The organism is Bacillus sp. FJAT-14266, from assembly GCF_001719225.1.
Taxonomy (GTDB): Bacteria; Bacillota; Bacilli; order Bacillales; family Bacillaceae; genus Bacillus; species Bacillus subtilis.
Genome location: NZ_CP017072.1, coordinates 3,062,052 through 3,083,832 on the forward strand (window position 1 = coordinate 3,062,052; position 21,781 = coordinate 3,083,832).

At 42.8% G+C, this 21,781-nt stretch carries 22 protein-coding genes and 1 other annotated feature; of the genes, 3 read left to right on the forward strand and 19 right to left on the reverse strand.

From position 1 onward, the window contains the following. Positions 1-38 precede the first annotated feature (38 nt). Positions 39-161: a hypothetical protein gene (locus BGM23_RS21935; protein WP_003245684.1), complete on the forward strand. Its 123-nt coding sequence runs from the start codon at positions 39-41 to the stop codon at positions 159-161. Here BGM23_RS21935 and mecA read toward each other — a convergent pair. Beyond that, positions 156-812, reverse strand: coding sequence for an adaptor protein MecA (mecA, locus tag BGM23_RS15870; protein ID WP_015383354.1), 657 nt, complete (start codon positions 810-812; stop codon positions 156-158). The genes BGM23_RS21935 and mecA overlap by 6 nt on opposite strands. Continuing rightward, entirely contained in the window at positions 779-919 is a 141-nt protein-coding gene (locus tag BGM23_RS21940) for a hypothetical protein (RefSeq protein WP_119122854.1), read from the reverse strand. Before BGM23_RS21940 ends, mecA begins: the two co-directional genes overlap by 34 nt. A 168-nt stretch (positions 920-1,087) precedes the next feature. Here BGM23_RS21940 and BGM23_RS15875 point away from each other — a divergent pair, with 168 nt between their 5' ends. Then, positions 1,088-1,744, forward strand: a complete 657-nt coding sequence (locus BGM23_RS15875; protein ID WP_003232944.1) for a TerC family protein — start codon at positions 1,088-1,090, stop codon at positions 1,742-1,744. A 42-nt stretch (positions 1,745-1,786) separates the two neighbouring features. Here BGM23_RS15875 and spx read toward each other — a convergent pair whose 3' ends face one another. The 8 genes from spx to oppA form a co-directional block, all read right to left on the reverse strand. Further along, complete coding sequence (spx, locus tag BGM23_RS15880; RefSeq protein WP_014476435.1) at positions 1,787-2,182, reverse strand: transcriptional regulator Spx; 396 nt, start codon at positions 2,180-2,182, stop codon at positions 1,787-1,789. Positions 2,183-2,361: 179 nt separating this feature from the next. After that, complete coding sequence (locus BGM23_RS15885) at positions 2,362-2,940, reverse strand: GNAT family N-acetyltransferase (protein WP_003224597.1); 579 nt, start codon at positions 2,938-2,940, stop codon at positions 2,362-2,364. 164 nt (positions 2,941-3,104) lie between these two features. Then, the gene (locus BGM23_RS15890) at positions 3,105-4,322 is read right to left on the reverse strand and encodes an MFS transporter (protein WP_010886478.1); all 1,218 of its coding nucleotides are present in this window, start codon (positions 4,320-4,322) and stop codon (positions 3,105-3,107) included. Between the two features lie 106 nt (positions 4,323-4,428). Then, a complete protein-coding gene (oppF, locus tag BGM23_RS15895; protein ID WP_003245567.1) occupies positions 4,429-5,346 on the reverse strand; it encodes an oligopeptide ABC transporter ATP-binding protein OppF in 918 nt (305 codons plus the stop codon). 1 nt (position 5,347) lies between these two features. After that, positions 5,348-6,424, reverse strand: a complete 1,077-nt coding sequence (gene oppD / locus BGM23_RS15900; RefSeq protein WP_014906294.1) for an oligopeptide ABC transporter ATP-binding protein OppD — start codon at positions 6,422-6,424, stop codon at positions 5,348-5,350. A 4-nt stretch (positions 6,425-6,428) separates the two neighbouring features. Then, entirely contained in the window at positions 6,429-7,346 is a 918-nt protein-coding gene (gene oppC / locus BGM23_RS15905; protein ID WP_003232954.1) for an oligopeptide ABC transporter permease OppC, read from the reverse strand. A 3-nt stretch (positions 7,347-7,349) separates the two neighbouring features. Further along, on the reverse strand, positions 7,350-8,285 hold the full coding sequence (oppB, locus tag BGM23_RS15910; protein ID WP_003245554.1) for an oligopeptide ABC transporter permease OppB: 936 nt from the start codon (positions 8,283-8,285) through the stop codon (positions 7,350-7,352). A gap of 107 nt (positions 8,286-8,392) precedes the next feature. Next, positions 8,393-10,030 (reverse strand): oligopeptide ABC transporter substrate-binding protein OppA, encoded by a 1,638-nt coding sequence (oppA, locus tag BGM23_RS15915; protein ID WP_015252360.1) that lies wholly within the window; start codon positions 10,028-10,030, stop codon positions 8,393-8,395. Between the two features lie 471 nt (positions 10,031-10,501). Further along, positions 10,502-10,716, forward strand: a binding site (T-box leader). A gap of 58 nt (positions 10,717-10,774) precedes the next feature. On the opposite strand from oppA, the gene trpS reads away from it, so the two are divergent. Next, entirely contained in the window at positions 10,775-11,767 is a 993-nt protein-coding gene (gene trpS, locus BGM23_RS15920; RefSeq protein WP_015483084.1) for a tryptophan--tRNA ligase, read from the forward strand. A 34-nt stretch (positions 11,768-11,801) separates the two neighbouring features. Here the strand turns inward: trpS and BGM23_RS15925 are convergent, their stop codons facing one another. The 9 genes from BGM23_RS15925 to fabH form a co-directional block, all read right to left on the reverse strand. After that, complete coding sequence (locus tag BGM23_RS15925) at positions 11,802-12,554, reverse strand: YjbA family protein (RefSeq protein WP_003239298.1); 753 nt, start codon at positions 12,552-12,554, stop codon at positions 11,802-11,804. Between the two features lie 205 nt (positions 12,555-12,759). Next, positions 12,760-13,671, reverse strand: coding sequence for an oligopeptide ABC transporter permease AppC (gene appC / locus BGM23_RS15930; protein WP_003232961.1), 912 nt, complete (start codon positions 13,669-13,671; stop codon positions 12,760-12,762). 16 nt (positions 13,672-13,687) lie between these two features. Then, positions 13,688-14,638 (reverse strand): oligopeptide ABC transporter permease AppB, encoded by a 951-nt coding sequence (gene appB, locus BGM23_RS15935; RefSeq protein ID WP_003245828.1) that lies wholly within the window; start codon positions 14,636-14,638, stop codon positions 13,688-13,690. Positions 14,639-14,713: 75 nt separating this feature from the next. Then, entirely contained in the window at positions 14,714-16,345 is a 1,632-nt protein-coding gene (locus BGM23_RS15940; protein ID WP_003245082.1) for a peptide-binding protein, read from the reverse strand. An 87-nt stretch (positions 16,346-16,432) separates the two neighbouring features. Next, positions 16,433-17,422 carry an oligopeptide ABC transporter ATP-binding protein AppF gene (gene appF, locus BGM23_RS15945; protein ID WP_003232964.1) on the reverse strand — a complete coding sequence of 330 codons (990 nt, stop codon included), beginning with the start codon at positions 17,420-17,422 and terminating at the stop codon, positions 16,433-16,435. Further along, on the reverse strand, positions 17,419-18,405 hold the full coding sequence (gene appD, locus BGM23_RS15950; protein ID WP_003232965.1) for an oligopeptide ABC transporter ATP-binding protein AppD: 987 nt from the start codon (positions 18,403-18,405) through the stop codon (positions 17,419-17,421). The genes appF and appD overlap by 4 nt, the downstream gene beginning before the upstream one ends. Positions 18,406-18,596: 191 nt before the next feature. Further along, positions 18,597-19,382: a DUF2268 domain-containing putative Zn-dependent protease gene (locus BGM23_RS15955; protein WP_003232967.1), complete on the reverse strand. Its 786-nt coding sequence runs from the start codon at positions 19,380-19,382 to the stop codon at positions 18,597-18,599. A gap of 75 nt (positions 19,383-19,457) precedes the next feature. Beyond that, complete coding sequence (gene fabF / locus BGM23_RS15960; protein WP_003244890.1) at positions 19,458-20,699, reverse strand: beta-ketoacyl-ACP synthase II; 1,242 nt, start codon at positions 20,697-20,699, stop codon at positions 19,458-19,460. A gap of 22 nt (positions 20,700-20,721) precedes the next feature. After that, positions 20,722-21,660 carry a beta-ketoacyl-ACP synthase III gene (gene fabH / locus BGM23_RS15965; RefSeq protein ID WP_003232971.1) on the reverse strand — a complete coding sequence of 313 codons (939 nt, stop codon included), beginning with the start codon at positions 21,658-21,660 and terminating at the stop codon, positions 20,722-20,724. Positions 21,661-21,781 lie beyond the last annotated feature (121 nt).

The window sequence follows — 21,781 nt, forward strand, 5'->3', positions numbered from 1 at the left end:
ATCTCTCCTTTCCAGATGAAGTATACTTTCTGGAAAAGATGATCAACTCCTGTTCGCTGTATTTTCTGCTTGTCTATATGTTTTTGATTTTTCACATCTCTAAAATGGCATTTTCGTGCATAAAAAAAACCGATTTCCGGAAGGAAATCGGTTTGCTATGATGCAAAGTGTTTTTTTATCGTTTCTAGAGCATGCTCTGAAATAATCAGCTTGCCGTACTCTTCAAGACGGTGTATGCTGATTGAGGATTCAGTTGCGTACTCCAGCAGGATGCTTAGCTGATTTTCAACCTCTTCATCAGTCATATTGCAAAAATCTACATATAAATAATATCGGTTCTCAAACGAATATAAAGTCGTTTTGCTTCCGTTAACGTTCAAATTAGATAGAGAAATAACATCCTCAAAATCGCCAAATCGCAAGACAAATTGAAGCTTTTGCTCCTTCTCTTCCTGATTGACGGCTTGCTCTTCTTTCTGGAAATCATCCAGCAAGGCGTCAAGATCCTCAGATGCTGGTTCTTGCTTTTTATCCTCAGGAATCGGCAGTTCGAGCTTTTGTCCGTCTTTGGAAAGCTGGGCTTTTGTGACGATGATTTCTAATCCTTTGTCCAGTGCCTGAACTTGAATCCAAAGTGGGCCTTCCACAGCGAATTCCTCTTCTTCATGAACTTCATCCATGACTTCCCAGAAAAGTTCTTCACTGCGCTCACGGTTATACCAAATTTCTTCTCTGTCAAAACCGCGATCTTCAATATCTCCGTAAGACATATAAAATTTTACTGTATGCTCGTTAATTCTTTCAATTTCCATTTGCCAACCTTCCCTTCTATATAAGATGTTGAAGGGACATCTAAGCTCCCGATTAATTGTACTTTACTACACTTTACCCATTCCGTCCACATCTTAACCTTAACCAAGGCCAGTGTGAATTCCTTTGTATTTCTATTTTATGATAAAACAGTCACAAAAGAAATAAAAATGCACCTTTGCCTAAAAAACGGCAGTTCAGCGGCTGATATCATAAAATACAACCTGTCTCATATAGTAGTAGTACAAGCGAAGGACTGAAAGCGAGGTGCCGCTTCATGGAGCATGACTATCTGATTTCTCTGCTTGTCATTGTTGGGATTGACCTGATCCTCGGCGGAGATAACGCGGTTGTTATTGCCATGGCCAGCAGACATTTGCCGGACAAGCAAAGACAGCAAGCCATTATTCTCGGAACATTTATTGCCGTTGCCATGAGAATCGGATTAACAAGTGCAGCTGTATATCTTTTGAACATTCCGTTCTTGCAGTGCGCCGGCGGAATTTTCCTGCTGTATTTAGGATATCAGCTGCTGATTGAAAAAAAAGACACGAAGCACATTAAAAGCAGCACCTCCCTGTGGAGAGCGATACGAACGATTGTGCTTGCAGATCTCTTTATGTCGCTGGACAACGTCATCGCAGTTGCGGGAGCATCACACGGTGAGTTTTCTCTCGTTGTTATAGGTTTGTGTGTATCGGTTCCGGTTATTATTTGGGGCAGCAAACTCATCCATATTGCACTAGAGAAAATACCGCTTCTGATTTACGCGGGAAGCGGGCTGCTTGCTTATACTGGCGGAGAAATGATTGTCAGAGACAAAAAGCTGTCTCTTTTTATGGCGCAGCACGGCACAGTTGAAACGCTCCTCCCCATTTTGACGGTTGCGTTTGTCATCCTTGCGAGCATTTATTACCAGCAGGTTGAAAAATAAAAGAAGGCTGATGACTCAGCCTTCTTTTGATGATACGATCTATTAGTTTGCCAAACGCTGTGCTTCTCTTAATTGGAAAGAGCGAACTTTTCTTGGCAGGAAACGTCTGATTTCGTCTTCGTTATATCCGACCTGCAAACGTTTTTCGTCAATGATGATCGGACGGCGAAGCAACCCTGGATGCTCGTTGATCAAGCGGTACAAATCTTGCAGCGGCATAGATTCAACGTTCACATTGAGTTTTTGGAATACTTTTGAACGGGTTGAGATGATTTCATCTGTTCCGTCCTCAGTCATTCGAAGAATTTGTTTTATTTCATCAATTGATAAAGGTTCAGAGAAAATGTTTCTTTCTACAAATGGAATATCGTGCTCCTCGAGCCACGCTCTCGCCTTTCTGCATGAAGTACAGCTTGGTGATGTGTATAGTGTAACCATTCATCTTCACTCCTCTAATTAGTAGGATGAACATCTATTTTATTCTTAAATTGAAATTACTCTAAAAAAGGAATCTTTACAGGTATTATACTATAAAAAAGTAAGTGTGAACAGTATCCTAAGAAAAAATGTGTCAATCCAGCAAATTTTTAATGTTTATGATATGTTCTAATTCTCAATTAGCTTAACTGATCGAAAATATTTTTTTGTTTTTCTTCATCAATGAGTTTCAGGACTTCATCCGTTTTTTCGTACGATTCCCCGTACCATTTCTCGTCTTTATAAGTATGAATGTTTTCATATGTTTGTTTCATGGCTTCAAGAATTTCTTCTTCTGATTCTGTTTTTGGTGACCAGTACAGAATCTCCATCTTGTTTACTTCATTCGTAGCCAATGACCGGCGCCGGTACCCAATTGACTGAGCATGCTTGAAATGCTCTCTTTGATAAAACCTCAGGCGTTTTTCTGTATCAGTATCATCTTCATCCACAGGTTCCACCTCGAGCAATATGGGCTTATTTTTCTTTTTCAGCTTCGCGATCAATTTGCCGCCAAGCCCCTGCCCTCTTGCATCCTTAGACACATACAGATAATCAACGAAGATAAAAGAATCGAATTCCGCAAACATTAAAATATGATGTTTGCCTTCATCTTTATGATAAATATCGCTTCGCTCTTTCAGAAGAGCTTCCATATGCGCTTTTGATTTCATTTCTTCAATTGGAAAGTACTCGCTAAGCTTTTCATACCAGTTCATTGATTTGCTCCTTATGAGTTCGTTGTCTTCATACTTTTAGATATACCCCATTTCTTCTTGTTTAAACAGCCTTACATCTATAAAGACGTGCGAACTTCCGCCATGGTTTCATTTTTTTTTCAGCAAAAACGGAGCCAGCTGCTCCGTTCATTTTGAAGTGTATCTCATTGAACTCGATTTTCTCGCCTGTAATGAACCAGGCGGGGCTGCGCCAGTGCAATCAGAAATGTCATGATATATAATGCAGCAGCCGCGATAAAAGCTATTTTCGCACCAGCAGCATCAGCCACTAGCCCCATAATGGAGTAGGTGACGCCTGACCAAGGAGTCAAAATCGCATTTTTTGCAGCCATGATTCCGATTCGTTTCTGCTCGGGAATAACTTCCTGCAGCATGGTTTCCTGGCAAATATCACGCACCTGATAAAAAGGCCCCATTGCAGCACAAGCCAGAGCGCATAAAAATGGGACTGGAGAAAATGAAAACAAAAGGGTCAGCGCCGACATTACAAGCGAGCTGAACATAATGGCATAGCCCATATTCCGCTCAAAAAAAGAAGAAAAACGAATAGCAATCACACTGCCGACAATTGCGCCTATAAAATAGGAAGCGTTAAACATCCCCCACCACACCTCTGTTTCATGCAAAACAGCCGCAGTAAATGCGAGGAGAATAGCAGATGACCATACGGAACCCGCCAAAGCTTCTAACATGTCCATTACAGTAATGTCTCTTACAATAGGGATGATCATTAAATCCTTCCATATACTTCTGACAGATGCTGTTTCAGCAGTTCCTGCAGCCTCTTCTTCATTTACATGCAGCACACTGATGGAAGCTCCCGATAGAACAAACAGGCAAATGGCAGCGCCGACAACGAGTTCAAAAGGGACGGCGTACGTCAGAAGGCCTCCAAGGCCCCAGCCTGCTGTTAAGAACAATTGATTCGAGAGGGAGATCACACCATTCGCTTTTACATATTGCTTCTTTGGAACAATAATCGGCAGCAGCGCAAATCTTGCCGGCTGAAAAAAAGCGCCCGCGAAGGAAAAACAAAACACAAACAGCAGCGTAATCCAAAAGAATGCCTGTCCGTGATGAGTGACGCTGTATGCCATCAGTATAATAAAGACCGCTCTCAGCAGATTCGCTCCCGCAAGCACCTTTTTAAAACCGAGAATGCGAAGCACCGGAGAGACGCAAAAGCTTGCTGCTATACTCGCAAACGACATGAACGATAAAATAAGGCCCGCCAAAAAAACGGAGTCAGTCATTTGATAGATCCGGACCATTAAAACGATTGTGACGAGGACTCCTGCTAAAGATTGAAAAGATTGAGACAGCAATAGCGCAAAAACATTTTTGTTATGCAGAAATTGAATCGTATTTCGCCTCCGCTTTTTCCTCTAATTGTAAATGTTATCATTCTCACTTTCTATGAAGACGCAAAAAAATCCTTCAAGAGAAATCTCTTGAAGGATTGATGAATCATGAAAAAGCTTTAAATTCGGCTTCCGTGCACATCACAAAATGTCCCGGTTTGACTTCACGGAATTCCATCGTTTCCCCATCCTTTAATTGATGGACAGACGGATCATATTTCTGGCGAACGCGATTTCTCTCATAGTCCGGATCAGGAAGCGGAATCGCAGAAAGCAATGATTTTGTATATGGGTGAAGCGGATTTTCATAAAGCTCATCTGCCGGCGCAAGCTCAACCAGTTTCCCGAAATACATGACGCCAATGCGGTCACTGATGTATTTGACCATCGATAAATCGTGGGCAATAAACAGGTATGTGAGCCCTTTTTCTTTTTGCAGTTCTTTCATTAAATTCACGACCTGCGCTTGAATGGATACATCCAAAGCGGAAATCGGCTCATCCGCGATAATGAATTCCGGATCAACAGCAAGCGCTCTGGCAATCCCGATTCTTTGGCGCTGGCCGCCGGAAAATTCATGAGGATAGCGGTTCGCGTGTTCCTTGTTCAATCCCACTGTTTCCAATAGTTCATGAACTCGCTGCATCCGCTCTTTTTTCGTTTTTGCCAGCTTATGAATATCAAGGCCTTCAGCAATAATATCAGCAACTGTCATTCTCGGATTCAGGGATGCATAGGGGTCTTGGAAAATCATCTGCATTTTGCGGTTGAATTCCAGCAGCTTTTTCCGCGATTTTCTCCCGTGCACATTTTCGCCGTTGAACAGCACCTCACCATCGGTTGCTTCGTACAGCCTGATAATGCTTCGGCCTGTTGTCGATTTACCGCAGCCAGATTCACCAACCAGCCCTAATGTTTCACCTTTATAGATATCAAATGATAAATCATCTACAGCCTTAACCGTTCCCCTCGGCGTGACAAAGTGCTGTTTTAAATGTTTGATTTCTAATAGTTTTTCAGTCAATTCATTCACCTTCTCTCACTAAGACAGGTTTTTCAAACGTGTTTGCCAGTTTACGCATTTTCGCTTTTACCGCTTCAGGCGGCTCTACCTTTGGCGCGTCAGGATGAAGCAGCCACGATTTTACATAATGAGTATCGGATACCTTAAACATTGGCGGCTCCTGTTCAAAATCGATTTTCATCGCGTAAGAGCTCCGCAGGGCAAAAGCATCTCCTTTTGGCGGGTTTGTCAAATCAGGCGGCGTGCCCGGAATTGCAGTCAGCTCTTCCTCTCCTGAACTTTCCAGTGTCGGCATGGATGCAAGAAGCCCCCAAGTGTACGGATGTCTCGGGTCGTAGAAGATTTCGTCTACCGTACCAGTTTCTACAATCTGTCCCGCGTACATGACAGCGACCCGGTCAGCAACGTTAGCCACAACACCAAGATCGTGTGTGATAAAGATGATGGACGTGTCAATTTTCTTTTGCAAATCCTTCATTAATTCCAAAATTTGCGCTTGAATCGTTACATCAAGAGCAGTTGTCGGCTCATCGGCGATCAGAAGTTTCGGATTCGCTGCAAGCGCCATGGCAATGACAACCCTCTGTCTCATCCCGCCTGAAAATTCATGCGGAAATTGGTTCACCCGCTTTTCCGGCATTGGGATACCGACTAATTCCAGCAGTTCAACCGCGCGTTTTTTAGCCGCTTCCTTCGAGATCTTTTCGTGTTTAAAAAGCACTTCCGTAATTTGTTTACCGACCTTCATCGTTGGATTTAAAGAGGTCATCGGATCTTGGAATATCATGCCGATCTCTTTTCCCCGGACATTTTGCATTTCTTTTTCGGACAGCGGCACCAGATCCTTTCCTTCAAACAGGATCTCACCGCGTTTGAAATAACCCGGAGGCATTGGAATCAGCTTCATAATCGCTTGAGAGGTTACACTTTTTCCGGAACCTGATTCTCCAACAATGGCCAGCGTCTCCCCTTTATCCAGATGGAAATTCACTCCGCGGATCGCCTGGACCTCTCCGCCATATGTTTTAAATGAAATTGCTAAATCTTTTACTTCTAATAGGCGTGTCACCCGTATCACTCCCTTATTTACGTAACTTAGGATCCAATGCGTCTCTTAATCCGTCGCCGACAACGTTAAAACCAAACATTGTAATGCAGATAAATCCGGCAGGGAAGAATAAACGCCACGGATAATAGGTCAATGCAGGCAATCCGTCAGAAGCCATCGTTCCCCAGCTTGCCAGCGGAGCCGGAACACCAAGTCCCAAATAGCTTAAAAAGGCTTCTGTAAAAATCGCAGTAGGAACTGTCAGTGTCATCGTGACCAAAATAGAACCCATTGCGTTTGGCACGATATGTTTAAATAGAAGACGGGATGTTTTTGCACCCAGTGTCTGTGAAGCAAGCACATACTCCTGATTCTTCAGCTGCAGCACTTGTCCGCGCACGATTCTGGCCATATTAATCCAGCCCGTAATCGTCATGGCAATAATAATCGTAAATAGCCCTTTCGGAAGAACAACCATCAGTAAGATAACCATTAATAATGAAGGAACTGCCCAAAGGATGTCAGCGATGCGCATCATGATTTCATCTGTTCTTCCTCCGCGGAAGCCTGAAATGCTCCCCCAAATGACGCCGATCAGCAAATCGAGAACAGCGGCTGCGACACCGATAAAGATTGAGATTCGCGCCCCTACCCATGTACGGACGAAAATGTCCCGTCCAAGATCATCTGTGCCGAACCAGTGATCTTTTGAAGGGGGCTTATCCGCATTTAAAAGATTAGTAGTTGAATAATCATACCTTGAGAACATCGGCGCAAAAATTGCCATAAGGATAATGAGCACGATAATGATAAGCCCGACCATTGCAAGCTTATTGCTGCGGAAGCGAAGCATCGCATCTTTCCAGAGGGAAAGGCTCTTTTTACTTATTTTTTCTGCATCGCCGGCATTCGCTGCGGCTGGTTCAAACATGTTTTTTGGAATGTTCTGCATGGCCTAGGCTCCTTTCTTTGCTTTGGAAAGCTTGATTCTTGGATCAATAATGCCGTATAACACATCTACGATTAATACACACAATAGCAGGATGACACTGAAGAACACCGTTACACCCATAATGACCGTATAATCACGGTTTGTAATACTGTTGACGAAGTGTGCACCAAGCCCCGGGATCCCAAAAATGGTTTCAATAATGAAGCTCCCCGTTAAGACCTGTGCGGCCATCGGACCCATATATGTAACAACCGGCAAAAGCGCGTTTCGAATGGCGTGCCGCACTGTAACCGCTGGGCGGGACAGCCCTTTCGCTTTCGCTGTGCGGATATAATCACTGTTTAACACTTCGATCATGCTTGAACGGGAAAGTCTGGCAATAAACGCCATCGGCATGGAAGCAAGTGCGATTGAAGGCAAAAAGGTGTATGCCCAGGAATCCCACCCCGCGACCGGAAACAGCCCAAGCTTCATGGAGAACACATATTGCAGAACAGCCGCCATGATAAAGCTCGGAACCGAAATACCAAATATCGTTAAAATCGCGACGGTATAATCCTGCCACTTATTATGGTAAAGGGCTGCAATGACCCCAAACAATACACCTAACGCTAAAGCGAGGAGAATAGCTTCTGCTCCAAGAGTAAATGAAACGGGGAAACCTGAACTGATCAGGTCGTTAACACTCTGACCTTTATATTTAAATGACGGTCCGAAATCCCACATTGCAACTGATTTCAAATAACTGACATATTGTACAAACAGCGGCTTGTCCAAGCCATAATGCGCATTTAAATTTGCTTCAATTTCAGGCGGAAGCTTTTTCTCACCTGAAAATGGCCCGCCCGGTGCTGCTTGCATTAAGAAGAATGTCACAGTTACAATCACAAATAGTGTGATAATCATATAGACTAAGCGTCTTCCGATATATTTTAGCAAGGGGGAACACCTCCATGGTTTTTACATTTTTATACTCCATCAGTAAGAAAGGTATATGGGGCTTTTCTCCCCATATACCTTGAGGTCTTTTATTTTCAGACGTAGCCTTATTTAAAATATGCGTTTCTGAAATAAACCTCACCAGTACCTGGCATGATAACACCTTTTAGGTTTTCATCCTGTACCCAAGTATCAGTATAGAAATAGATTGGGGCAACCGGCATTTCATCAATGAAAATACCTTCTGCTTTTTTCAGCAGCTCTGCACGTTTTGTTTTATCTGTTTCAGTTTGTGACTGATTCAGAAGCTTTTTGAATTCTGGATTTTCCCAGCCTGTATCGTTATTTCCTCCGTTTTTGTCGCGGAACAATTCAAGGAAGTTGATAGGATCATTGAAGTCGCCGAGCCAGCCCATACGGCCGATTTGATAATCTTGGCTGTGGAGCTTATCAATATAGACATTCCACTCTGAGTTATCAAGCTCAACATCAACGCCTAAATTTTTCTTCCACATTTCTTGTACTGCTTGAGCGATTTTCGCGTGTGCGTCATCAGTGTTGTAAGACAATTTGATTTTTGGCAAATCAGATGCCTTGCTTAAGCCCATTTCTTTTAGGCCTTTATCAAGGTATTCTTTTGCTGTTTTGACATCATTGTCTTTGAAGTATCCTTCTTTGTTATCCTCAAATCCCTTCATTGTAGGCGGCACTGCAGCCATTGCCGGGATTTGCTCTCCTTGCGTAACGTTTTTAACAATCGACTGACGGTCAAGCGAATATGTTAAAGCTTTACGGATATTTACGTTGTCTAATGGCTTAGCTTCAGTGTTGAATTTGTACCAATACACACCTGCAATCGGCTCAACATGTAAAGAACCGTCTTTTTTCAAGGTCGGCAGGGATTCTGTCGGAAGCTGTCCGAGCGGCATACCGGCCCAATCAAGTTCGCCAGCTTGGAATTTTTTTAGTTCCGTATTGTTATTGTTGATCATAACCATATCGATTTTCTTCAGTTTGACTTTGTCTTTATCCCAATACTGGTCATTTTTTTCGAGAGTAATAGAGCCGCTGTGTTTCCATGCCGTCATTTTGAACGGCCCGTTTGATACATAATCATCTCCGGCATTTGTATTCCACTTTTTATTTTTCTCTGCAATTTTCTTATTGATCGGCATATACGTATAGAACGCAGTTAATTCAGTGAAATATGGAGTCGGGTTATTTAATTCAACCTTCAGCGTTTTGTCATTCACAGCTTTTACTGCCACATCGTCTAGGCTGCCTTTTCCGGTATTCGCCGCTTCAGCACCTTTTATGTAGTAGAGCTGGTAAGCGTATTGTGATTCGTTATTAGGGTCAAGCGCCCATTTCCAAGCATATTCAAAATCTTGTGCAGTTACAGGGTCTCCATTAGACCATTTCACACCATCACGAATGGTAAATGTATATGTCTTTCCGTCCTTGCTCGTTTCAATCTTAGAAGCCATGCCTTCTTCAGGCTCACCATCTGCATTGATACGTGTCAATCCTTCAAAAGTCTGACGGATAACACCGCCTGATACTGAATCATTTGCCAATCCCGGATGTAAGGAGAACGGCTCAGTTTTAATATTAATGTTAAGTGTCGTCTTTCCTTTACTGTCCTTTTTCCCTTCACCGTTTGATCCGCTGCCGCCAAAGCCGCACGCGCTCAGCACGAGAGTGAAAATGAGCATCAACGTGACAATCGACCAACGTTTTTTCATATTCGCAAACCCCCTAATAATAATTTTTCAGCTCCTTACGGCTAAATCCTCAGAAATATCAGACAAATGAACCTGAGTTTCCACAACTTTTATTCTGTTCCGTCTTTTCTGATTATTTTTGTAAAAAAGCTGTAACAATAGAGTGAACAAGTTCATTATAATGAAACAAATAATTTATTGCAATATTATTTTATCAATTTAAAATATTTAAACTTCGTTAGTTTTTCTTCCATGAACATAATATCCTTCTACCATTTAAAGCATAAATTGATTAAAAACTTTTTCATGTGTTTTCTGCCCATATTGCTTTTTACATATAATATCTGCCTGTTTTTACGCTGATAGCAGTTATCATTTAAGGATTTTACAGCACTCGTGTTATTTATATTATTACAATTTTACTGGAAAAAAGAATGTTTTTTCATGATGACAATTGGTTATAATTGATTTATAATGAAGCAATCAAAAGAAAAGCTTGCTATGAAAAAGAGTAGTACACGTTTCACCTGTTTGAAGAGAGTCTGCGGTGCTGGGAGCAGATAACGGGCAATGTGGAATGGACTTTGGAGCAGCTGACCGAACTGGAAAAAAGTAGGCTCAGCCGGAGCAGTCTCCGTTACAAACGTCAGAGTGATTTCATTTTAATGGAATAATCAGGGTGGTACCACGGTTCATTCGTCCCTTTTTTACAGGGGAAGAATGAGCCTTTTTTATTATGTTTTAAGAAATGAGGTTGATGTTTTCATGAAACAAACGATTTTTTCAGGCATTCAGCCAAGCGGCTCAGTGACGCTCGGCAACTATATCGGTGCAATGAAGCAGTTTGTCGAACTGCAGCATGATTATAACAGCTATTTTTGCATCGTGGACCAGCATGCGATAACTGTTCCTCAAGACCGGCTTGAGCTTAGAAAGAATATCCGCAATCTCGCGGCGCTTTACTTAGCTGTCGGACTTGATCCAGAAAAAGCAACATTGTTTATTCAGTCAGAGGTCCCCGCGCATGCGCAGGCCGGATGGATGATGCAGTGTGTCGCCTATATCGGCGAGCTTGAGCGGATGACTCAATTTAAGGACAAATCCAAAGGCAATGAAGCTGTCGTCTCCGGCCTGTTAACGTATCCGCCGCTGATGGCCGCTGATATTCTGCTGTACGGAACGGATCTTGTACCTGTCGGCGAGGATCAAAAGCAGCACCTTGAACTGACGCGGAATCTTGCAGAACGCTTCAACAAAAAATACAACGACATCTTTACGATTCCGGAAGTGAAAATTCCAAAAGTCGGTGCACGCATCATGTCTCTGAATGATCCGCTGAAGAAAATGAGCAAATCTGATCCAAATCAGAAAGCTTATATTACCCTGCTGGATGAACCGAAGCTTCTTGAAAAGAAAATCAAAAGCGCTGTGACAGATTCTGAAGGCATTGTGAAATTTGACAAAGAAAACAAACCGGGCGTTTCCAACCTTCTTACAATTTATTCAATCCTCGGCAATACGACAATTGAAGAGCTTGAAGCAAAGTACGAAGGAAAAGGCTACGGCGAGTTTAAAGGTGATTTGGCAGAAGTCGTGGTGAACGCATTAAAACCGATCCAGGACCGCTATTATGAGCTGATAGAATCTGAAGAATTAGACCGGATTCTTGATGAAGGCGCGGAACGGGCGAACCGGACAGCAAACAAAATGCTGAAAAAAATGGAGAATGCCATGGGTCTTGGAAGAAAAAGACGCTGATCAAAAAACCGCTCTTTGCAAAGAGCGGTTTTTTTCAGTTGACCTTTGATTCGTTTTCCATTTCCCAAAGCTTTTCGAAAAAAGGCTGTCCTTTTATTAGGTTTTCGCAAAAAGCTAGGTGTTTGTCCGACCAGCCTTCAATTGTTTCGTTATACAGCATGTCCCAAATCTCTTCAAAGCTCATCCTTTTGATTTGTTCATACATATGCGGATTCCACTCTGTGTACCAGTAGCCGATTTCAGCCCGGTTTTTCAGCCCTTTTAATTGGTCAAGCGCCATAAACATCAGCTGCTTAATTTGCCGTTCTTTTCTAGTCAGTCCTCTGACATGTTCTGGTGCTAATGATAAGATGTGATATTCCTTAGAGGATTCCAGCTTCTTTGGCTCAAATTCATATGTTTCAGGCTCTACATCTTTTACCATTTCATAAACGAGCTGCTCCTGTCTTGGGATCAGACGGCTTTTTCTGACAGGGATCGTGTAGCCGATCGTGTCGACAGCTAAAATGCCGATTCCGTCTGTTACGACAAAACAATACTCAAGCTTTGTCCGCTCATGATTTTTCCGAATGTACGATTTCTGATGTACGTCTTCAAGCAAACCTTTCGGAAGCTCTGACAAATCGTTTTCTATGTAATGAAACAGTACTGACGGCACCCTTAACAGCGGCACCTGATCCAAAAGCTCAACCGTATCTTCCTTGCGCCATTCGTGAAAGTGGCATACATTGTAGCCATTTTCTTCCCCTTCAAACCAATTGACCCACACATCATGAAGAAATAACATCTCTAACCCCTCACTTTTATAAAAACTGTTGTCCACAGTATAGGCAAGGGATAGAGAAATTATTCCAAAGAGATTGAGGAAATCTGGAATCACTGGATTTATGTAAGAATCACAAAAAGCAGATCTCTTTGTATATTTTCTGACAAAAGGAGACCTGCTTTTTTTCTGATTTGGTGATATTTTATTACAGATATTATATTCATTTTTATTTAATATTTTTCGGGTCAAGCGCATCCCGCAGGCCATCACCGACAAAGTTGAAGCATAAAACGGTCATTAAAATAAATAGCCCGGGAAATAACGGGTACCACCATGCTTGAATCATTACTGTGAAATTCTGTGCGTCTTGAAGCATGTTCCCCCAGCTAGCGATTGGCGGCTGGATTCCAAAGCCCAAGTAGCTTAGCGCCGATTCAGCTAGAATAACAGACCCTACTTTCAGCGTAGCTGACACGATAATCGGCCCTAACGCATTGGGCAGGATATGAGAAAAAATAATTTTGTGCGTTTTTGTTCCAATTGTTTTAGCAGCAAGAACATATTCCCTTGAACGGAGCGACAAGAATTCTCCCCTTACTAATCGTGCTGTTGTGGTCCATCCTGTGAGACAGAAAATTAAAATCAGTTTGTCCACACCCGGCTTGAAGATGGTGACCAGCGTGATCAACAAGAAAATATCAGGAATGGATAACACAATGTCAACTACACGCATAATGACAGCATCCACTATTCCTCTGAAATATCCGGCTAATGCTCCTAAAACCGTTCCGATCAAAATTGAACCGACTACGGACGCAAATCCAACCAATAAAGAGACACGCGCTCCATATAGGATCCGGCTGAAAATATCACGTCCAAATTTATCCGTTCCCATCAGATGTTCAAGGCCCGGCGCCTTATATTTATCAAGCAGGCTTTGCTGCTCTTGGGGATAAGGTGCAATTAAAGGGGCGAAAACAGCCGACATAATAATGATAAAAAGAATAACGGCACCTAAAATGGCCAGTTTGTTTTTCGAGAATTTTTCCCAGAAAATCTTTGTCATTGTTTCTGGCTTTTTCGAAATATTTTCTTTCAGCCTGATCTCCGGCGAGGGAGTTGTTTGCAGCTCTGACATCTCTGTTTCCCTCCTTTTAATATTCGATCCGCGGATCAACAATCGCGTAAAGGATGTCTGCAATGAGGTTTCCGACAACGACAAGAACCGCCGAGATCACAGTCATTGCCATGATAACCGGATAATCGCGCTGGAATGCTGAATCGACAAACAGCTTTCCTAATCCCGGCCAAGTGAAAATTTGTTCGACAACGACAGATCCGCCGATAAATGAAGGAATCATCAAACCGAAAATTGTAATGACGGGTAATAATGCATTCCTCAATCCATGTTTAAATAGCACTCTGTTCTCTTTAAATCCTTTTGCTCTCGCTGTGCGAATATAATCTTGATTTAATACATCAAGCATATTGGATCTCGTGTATCTCGTCAGTCCGGCCATGTCAGCTGTAGCTAGAACGAATGCAGGCAGAATTAAATGATGAATCCGGTCAAATATATTGAATTCGGTATTCAGTGTCTCGACACCCCCAGTTGGAAACCAGCCGAGATTTACCGATAACACCATAATCAAAATTAATCCAAACCAAAAGTTTGGAATAGCCAGGCCTATAAACGAGGTAAATGTAATGCCATAGTCGATTTTTGAATACGGCCGCTTTGCCGACAGGACACCGAACGGAATAGAAATCATAAGAGCCAAAATCGTTGAAACCAGCATCAGCAGGAGCGTATTGGGTAGTCTTGCCATAATCAATTCTGAAACAGGCGTTCCTTTTCTGACAATAGACGTTCCGAAATCACCCTGCACCATGTTGCCTAGCCACTTTAAATATTGAACGTACTGAGGATCATTCAGACCGTATTTTTCAATAAACTGCTCTCTGTCAGCCTGGCTGATTTTCGGGTCCATCATTAATGTCATCGGATCTCCGGGCGCGGCTTTCATGATAACAAATGATAAAATCGTAATTCCCAATAAAATCGGGATAGACATTAAGGTTCTTCTGATAATATATGCAGCCATATACTTGTCCCCCTTTACTTTCCTTATTAAAAACAGAAGAGGGAGAAAACGCTCTCCCTCCCCTTTAAGGGAAATTTATTTTGCAAGCCACCATTTTTCAATATTATACAAATCACGTTTCGGATGATATTTGTATCCTTCAAGATTTTCCGGCATTGCCATATGGTTGTTAGGATAATACAAGAACGTATACGGCTGATCTTCCGCAATTTTTTGATAGATTTGCTCATATTCTTTTGAATACTGCTTTCTGTCACTGATTGATTTTGCATCTTTCATGAGTTTATCCGCTTCTGCATTTTTATACCAAACGTAGTTCAAACCCTTTTTAATCTGGCTTGAATGGAAAATATCATATTGATCCGGGAATGTGGATAAACTCCATCCCATGACCATTGCATCAAAATCCCAATTCGGAGGATTCATTTGTTCAACGAGAGCGCTCCATTCAACGATCTGGGTTTTCACTTCAATGCCGATTTTTTTCAGCTGTTCCTGAACGACGACAGCGATGTCTTCACGGACTTTGTTTCCTTGGTTCGTTTTAAGGGTAAACGAGAATTTCTTTCCGTCTTTATCCAGAATGCCGTCACCGTTCGTATCTTTCCAGCCGGCTTCTGCAAGCATCTGTTTCGCTTTTTTCTCGTTGTACTCAAATTTCGGAACATCTATATCTTTAGGATAGTTCCAAGATAAAGGGCTTTCCGGAATGTAAGCTACCTCGCCGTCTCCATCTAATACTTGGCTGACGATTGACTCGCGGTCAAGAGCGGTTGTTAGCGCTTGACGAACCTTTTTATCCTTGAATAATTCATTTTTTTCATTCCACCCGATGTACACATAACTTAATGCCAAATCAGTAACGATTTTTAGGTTGTTGAATTTTTCAGCCGTTTTGTAGTCAGTGGCGGGCACATTAAAGAAATTAATATCGCCTGCCTGCAGCTGAGCAACGGCAGCATTTGCGTCAGGAATGACTTTATACGTCACAGTATCTAAATACGGTCTTCCTTCAAAGTAATCATCATTCGCTTCGAGCTTAATATATTGGCCCTGCTTCCATTCCTTAAACTTAAATGGTCCTGAACCGATTGGTTTCTTTCTGTTAAACTCATTTTCTTCTAAATCAGCAATCGGAACATTACCGAGAATATGTTTCGGCAGAATAGCTGTGCTGTCTAACGCATTGTTGTAGAAATTACCGTCTTTATATTTCAGCTTAAACAAGACTTCGTAATCGCCTTTTTTTTCTACGGATTTCAGCATTTCATATGTTGAACCGCGTTCTCCCTTGTAATCTTTGCTTAAAGGGACACTGTACGTAAATACGACGTCGTCTGCAGTCAGTTCTTTTCCGTCATGAAACTTAACGCCTTTTTTAATTTTCACATCATATGCAAGGCCGCCGTCTAATTCTTTAATGCTTTCAGCGAGTGACAATTTCACATTTAGTTTTTCATCCGTTTTCGTTAAAAAGCTGTACAGCATATTTTCAATATCCGTACTTGCGTCATCGGTAGAATACAGAGAGTTAAAAAGTGTGGGTTCTCCGATTGAACCAACAACCAAATCCCCGCCTTGCTGCGGTTTGCCTGCTGATTTTTTCGCGCTGCTGTTGCTTGATTTTGATCCCGAGCAGGCTGATAAAAAGATGGCCAGAACCATCAATACACTTAGCATCATCAGTGCGGTTTTCCGTCTTTTCATTAGATATTCCCCCTCTTGAAATGTTCGTTCTTCTAGGCTGTTGTTTATGTAGTGTGCATACCCCCTCTCAAAGCTGTGCGGGCAACATTAGCTATAAAGGTGACAAGCCACAAAGTGGCTGGGAGCAGCTTCTTTAAATTCTGGTATTTGTTCCTTGCATATCGGTTTTGCAACAGGACATCTTGTGTGGAATACGCAGCCTTTTGGCGGGTTGGCCGGACTAGGCAGTTCTCCCTTCAGGACAATGCGTTCACGTTTGACAGAACCTCTTTTTCTTGTAACCGGAACGGAGGATAAAAGCGCTTGGGTATATGGGTGAAGCGGGTTGTCATAAAGCTCATGCTTGCCGGTCAGTTCCATCATTTTGCCAAGATACATTACTCCGACTCTGTCGCTGATATGGCGGACGACACTCAGATCATGAGAGATAAATAGATACGTAAGATTAAATTCTTCCTGTAATTCCTCCATCAAGTTAATCACTTGGGCCTGAATGGATACATCAAGTGCGGAAACCGGCTCATCTGCAATGATCAGCTCTGGATTCAAAGTGAGTGCTCTGGCAATGCCGATCCGCTGACGCTGGCCGCCTGAAAACTCATGGGGATAACGGCCGGCAAACGACGGGTGAAGCCCTACTCTTGCAAGCAGCTCTTCAACTTTTTCGTTTCGTTCACGCATGGTATACATGTTGTGCGTATTAAACGGCTCCTTTATGATGGAACGCAGGGTCTTTCTCGGGTTTAACGAAGCAAATGGATCTTGGAAAACCATTTGAATATTTTTGCGGACACTCTTCCGCAGCTTCTCCTCTGACAGATTGGAAATATCCTGCCCTTTAAAAAGAATTTGGCCCTCTGTCGGTTTGTACAGTCTGATCATCGTTCTGCCGGCAGTCGATTTTCCGCAGCCCGACTCTCCAACGATTCCGAGTGTTTCTCCTTTTTTTAACGAAAATGAAACACCATCCACCGCTTTTACATCACCGACTTTTCTTTGAAAAAGGCCTGACCGGATCGGAAAGTATTTTTTTACGTCACGAAGCTCTAAGATTGTTTCTTGATTAGCTGCTGTCATGATTGTTCGGCACCCTCTTCCTCATATAAAAAGCATCTCACCGTTCTTCCGCTTTTGTGTGTCAAAAGCGAAGGCTGATTTGTCCAGCACTTATCCATAGCTTTCGGGCACCTTGGGGCAAAACGGCACCCCGGCGGCAGATTATCCGGTGTAGGCACACTGCCTTTAATCGCATTTAATTTATCAATCTCTCCATCTATAACAGGAATTGACGTAAGCAGGCCTTCTGTATACGGATGAAGCGGTTCTAAAAATAAGTCATCAACAGTGGCGTTTTCTACGACTTGTCCGCAGTACATGACAATCACTCTATCGGCAGCTTCAGACACGACACCTAAGTCGTGTGTGATGAGAAGAATCGATGTATTGAACTTCTGACAGAGATCTTTCATGAGCTCCAGCACCTGGGCTTGTATTGTCACGTCCAGCGCTGTCGTTGGTTCATCAGCAATGAGCAGTTTAGGATTACAGCTCAGTGCGATGGCAATCATCACCCTCTGTCTCATACCGCCGGACAGCCGATGCGGGTACTCCTTCATAATTTGCTCCGCCCGGGAGAAACCGACCATCTGCAAGAGTTCAACAGCTCGTTGACGGGCTTCTTTTTTCTTCATGTTTTTATGGTAAATCAGCACTTCGGTAATTTGTTCTCCGATTGTTAACACCGGATTAAGGGAGGTCATTGGTTCCTGAAAGATCATGGATACTTCGTTACCGCGGATTTTGCAATAATCGTTTTCAGTGAATGAGGTGAGGTCTTTGTCTTCGAGTTTAATAGAGCCGTCCATGATTTTTCCGCCTGAGCTTTGGACGAGGCCCATAATTGATAAAGAAGTAATGCTTTTTCCGGAGCCCGATTCACCTACAAGCGCGACGGTTTCGCCTTTGCTGATGTGAAAATCGACTCCGTCAACCGCAGGGATCGGCTCCTTTTTCCTGAAAAAATAAGTCTTTAAATTATTCACTTCTAAAAGTGTGCTCATGCTAGCTCCCCTTTCCCCCCTCTTGTTGTCAAACGTTTTCAAGAGAAAGCAATCCCTTTATTCAGAAATAATAAATAATATTGAATTATCGAAAAATTTTATAGTTGTATATTATTACAATCATTTTGCAAAATCAAGAATTTTTTAGGATAAATGTAATATTATTAATGAAATTCCATTATTTTATCCTTTTAAAGCATTGCATCCAAAAAGGTCTCAGCAGGAATGGACAGCCCGTCTGCGGTGCTTGCCTTGCTGGCGGTTAAATATTTTTTTACAATATTGAATCCAACTGCGTATCCAAGCATTTTTGGCTGATATCCTTTGCCGAATAACAGCTGGGGAAATAATCGATTATCCCGTTTGATATCCCGATGGGGCGCAATCTTTTTTTCATATAAAGCCTGAAGCTGTTCCGGTGTATACCAAGTCGTCCATTCAGCCGTTTGACTTCGGCCGAACCTCTCATAAACAGCATATTCCGCCAGCCCTTCCATGATGATTGTATCAAGTAATGTGACATCCTTTTCCTCTTTTGTCAGATGACCTAACCGGCAAACGTGATGATACTCATGCGTCATAAGGGCAGATACCGACCCAAAATCTAAATCTGACGAAAGAAAAAGGAACATTTTGTCTTGAAAGGCGAGTCCTGATTTTGATCCGAATTCTAAACGGATTCTCCTGTTTCGTTCATCAACCGGCAGCGTAACAATTGGTACATCAGGACCTTGCCATTTGTTTTTGAGGTACTGTTCTTCCTTTTGGATATGTCCGTAAAAACCTTTTTCCTTCAGCTTGGAAACCGTCTGAATACCCTCTTTTATGTTTTTAAACATCCCATGATGCTGAAGATGCCCCAGAATGCCCTTCCAGTTCTTTTTCTCCGCACCTGAAAAAAGCGGGATAATGTAATGCGCCAAATCATCTATTGAACCGGCCTTCCTGAGCCAGCTATATGTTTGTTCTACACTCATGTGATCGCCTCCTCTTTTAATCCTATGCACACAAAAAAAACCGGCTACCCTTTAAGGGCAGCCGGTTTGGCTTGATTATGATTGATATTTTTTAAAGATTAATGTTGCGTTGTGTCCGCCGAATCCTAATGAGTTGCTGAGAACATAATTAAGTTCCTGTCTGCGGGCTTCATCAGGCACATAATCCAAATCACATTCTTCGTCAGGTGTTTGAATATTGATTGTCGGCGGAATCACGCCTTCTTTAATGGCCAGGATAGAGAAAATGGCTTCAATACCGCCGGCTGCTCCTAAGAGGTGGCCTGTCATCGATTTTGTAGAGCTTACCGCAAGTTTATGCGCATGCTCGCCAAAAACGGTCTTAATCGCCATTGTTTCGTATTTGTCGTTGTAATACGTGCTTGTCCCGTGAGCATTGATGTAATCAATTTCTTCAGGTGCAATGCCTGCATCTTTAATGGCTTCTTGCATCGCTCTCGCTCCGCCTTCACCGTCTTGGGCCGGCGCTGTGATATGATAAGCGTCTCCGGTTGAGCCGTAGCCGACAATTTCTCCGTAAATTTTAGCGCCGCGGGCCAGGGCATGCTCAAGTTCTTCAAGAACGATAATCCCTGCACCTTCCCCCATGACAAAGCCATCACGGTTTTTATCAAACGGGCGGCTCGCTGTTTTCGGATCTGGATTAGTAGACAGCGCTTTGTTGGCACTAAAGCCGGCGAATGACATTCTTGTCAGCGGCGCTTCTGTTCCGCCTGTGACCATCACGTCTGCATCACCGCGCTGAATAACCTTAAACGCGTCACCGATGGAGTTCGTTCCTGTAGCACATGCTGTAACCGTACAAGAGTTCACCCCTTTTGCTCCTAATGCAATAGAAATCTGGCCTGTCGCCATGTCAGGAATCATCATTGGCACGAAAAACGGGCTTACCCGTCTTGGGCCTTTTGTTAAGAAGATTTCAAATTGAGACTCTAGTGTTTCAAGTCCTCCGATACCGGAGCCTACCCAAACACCGACTCTCGGCGCGATCTCATCGGTAATGTTAAGATCTGCATCTTCAACCGCCATTTTCGCAGCCACAACCGCATATTGTGTAAAGCGGTCCATTTTTCTGGCTTCTTTTTTATCCATATAATCTTCAACATTAAAATCTTTTAATTCAGCGGCAACTTTTGCCGGATATTCTTCAGCGTCAACACGAGTGATCGGACCGATTCCGGACACACCGTTGATTGCGTTATTCCAACTTGTATCGACGTCGTTGCCAAGTGGAGATAATGCTCCAAGTCCTGTAACAACTACTCTTTTTTTAGTCATCTTGTGTGCACCTCACCTTTTTTTATCGGCCCCAGCGGATTGCAATGGCGCCCCATGTTAGTCCTCCGCCGAACCCTACCATAACGACCACATCGCCGTCTTTGATTTTACCGGCTTCCAATTCTTCTACAAGAGAGATCGGAATGGATGCGGCAGAAGTATTTCCATATTTATGAACAGTTTTAGACATCTTTTCGACAGGAAGCTCTAAACGCTCGCGAGCAGCTTCCATGATACGGATGTTCGCCTGATGCGGAATCAAAAAGTCGACATCCTCTTTTGAAAGTCCGGCTTTTTCAATGACATTTACGCATGATTCTCCCATTTGGCGGACTGCAAATTTGAAAACTTCTCGTCCATTCATGATTGTATGTCGTTTTTCATTCAGATACAAGTGCTGACCGCCTGTGCCGTCGGCTCCTAGTTCAAATGAAAGGATTCCTCTGTCATCACTGACTGGCCCGACTACCGCAGCGCCTGCTCCGTCTCCAAACAGAACGGCTGTATTGCGGTCTTCCCAGTCGGTAATGCTTGAGAGCTTCTCTACACCAACAACTAGAACATGCTTGTAGGTTCCGGATTCAATAAATTGTTTACCGGTTACAACCCCGTACATGAAGCCCGCACAAGCCGCGCTGATATCCATAGCACACGCTTTCTTCGCGCCGAGTTGTTCTTGAATCATACAAGAGACCGTAGGGAATGACTGATCAGGTGTAACAGTTGCAACCAAGATCATATCCAGATCCTCAGCAGCCACTTCAGCTTGTTCCAGCGCATTTTTCGCTGCTGCAACAGCCATATGTGATGAAAACACATCATCTGCTGCGATTCTTCTTTCTTCTATTCCTGTTCTTGTACGAATCCACTCGTCAGAAGTTTCAACCATTTTTTCAAGATCATGATTTGTTAAAACCTTCTCAGGAATGTAACGTCCAACACCAAGTATTCCAGCTTTCATTAGGGAAGACTCCTTTATATCTTAAATTTAGAAGATCAATCAGGTTGTGATCAATTATTAGTATCAGGTACTAATTCTATCCTATTTTTTTTCACATGGCAATATATTCGTCTAAACTATC

Bases quoted from the DNA above. Each gene is read 5' to 3' on its own strand.
- BGM23_RS21935 (WP_003245684.1), top strand. From the start codon at position 39: ATGATCAACTCCTGTTCGCTGTATTTTCTGCTTGTCTATATGTTTTTG.
- BGM23_RS15885 (WP_003224597.1), bottom strand. From the start codon at position 2,940: ATGAACTGGTATGAAAAGCTTAGCGAGTACTTTCCAATTGAAGAAATG.
- BGM23_RS15875 (WP_003232944.1), top strand. From the start codon at position 1,088: ATGGAGCATGACTATCTGATTTCTCTGCTTGTCATTGTTGGGATTGAC.
- oppC (WP_003232954.1), bottom strand. From the start codon at position 7,346: ATGCAGAACATTCCAAAAAACATGTTTGAACCAGCCGCAGCGAATGCC.
- appF (WP_003232964.1), bottom strand. From the start codon at position 17,422: ATGACAGCAGCTAATCAAGAAACAATCTTAGAGCTTCGTGACGTAAAA.
- mecA (WP_015383354.1), bottom strand. From the start codon at position 812: ATGGAAATTGAAAGAATTAACGAGCATACAGTAAAATTTTATATGTCT.
- BGM23_RS15925 (WP_003239298.1), bottom strand. From the start codon at position 12,554: ATGTTATTTCTTCATGATGTGTGGGTCAATTGGTTTGAAGGGGAAGAA.
- BGM23_RS15955 (WP_003232967.1), bottom strand. From the start codon at position 19,382: ATGAGTGTAGAACAAACATATAGCTGGCTCAGGAAGGCCGGTTCAATA.
- fabH (WP_003232971.1), bottom strand. From the start codon at position 21,660: ATGAAAGCTGGAATACTTGGTGTTGGACGTTACATTCCTGAGAAGGTT.
- fabF (WP_003244890.1), bottom strand. From the start codon at position 20,699: ATGACTAAAAAAAGAGTAGTTGTTACAGGACTTGGAGCATTATCTCCA.
- appC (WP_003232961.1), bottom strand. From the start codon at position 13,671: ATGTCAGAGCTGCAAACAACTCCCTCGCCGGAGATCAGGCTGAAAGAA.
- trpS (WP_015483084.1), top strand. From the start codon at position 10,775: ATGAAACAAACGATTTTTTCAGGCATTCAGCCAAGCGGCTCAGTGACG.
- spx (WP_014476435.1), bottom strand. From the start codon at position 2,182: ATGGTTACACTATACACATCACCAAGCTGTACTTCATGCAGAAAGGCG.
- appD (WP_003232965.1), bottom strand. From the start codon at position 18,405: ATGAGCACACTTTTAGAAGTGAATAATTTAAAGACTTATTTTTTCAGG.
- oppA (WP_015252360.1), bottom strand. From the start codon at position 10,030: ATGAAAAAACGTTGGTCGATTGTCACGTTGATGCTCATTTTCACTCTC.
- appB (WP_003245828.1), bottom strand. From the start codon at position 14,638: ATGGCTGCATATATTATCAGAAGAACCTTAATGTCTATCCCGATTTTA.
- BGM23_RS15940 (WP_003245082.1), bottom strand. From the start codon at position 16,345: ATGAAAAGACGGAAAACCGCACTGATGATGCTAAGTGTATTGATGGTT.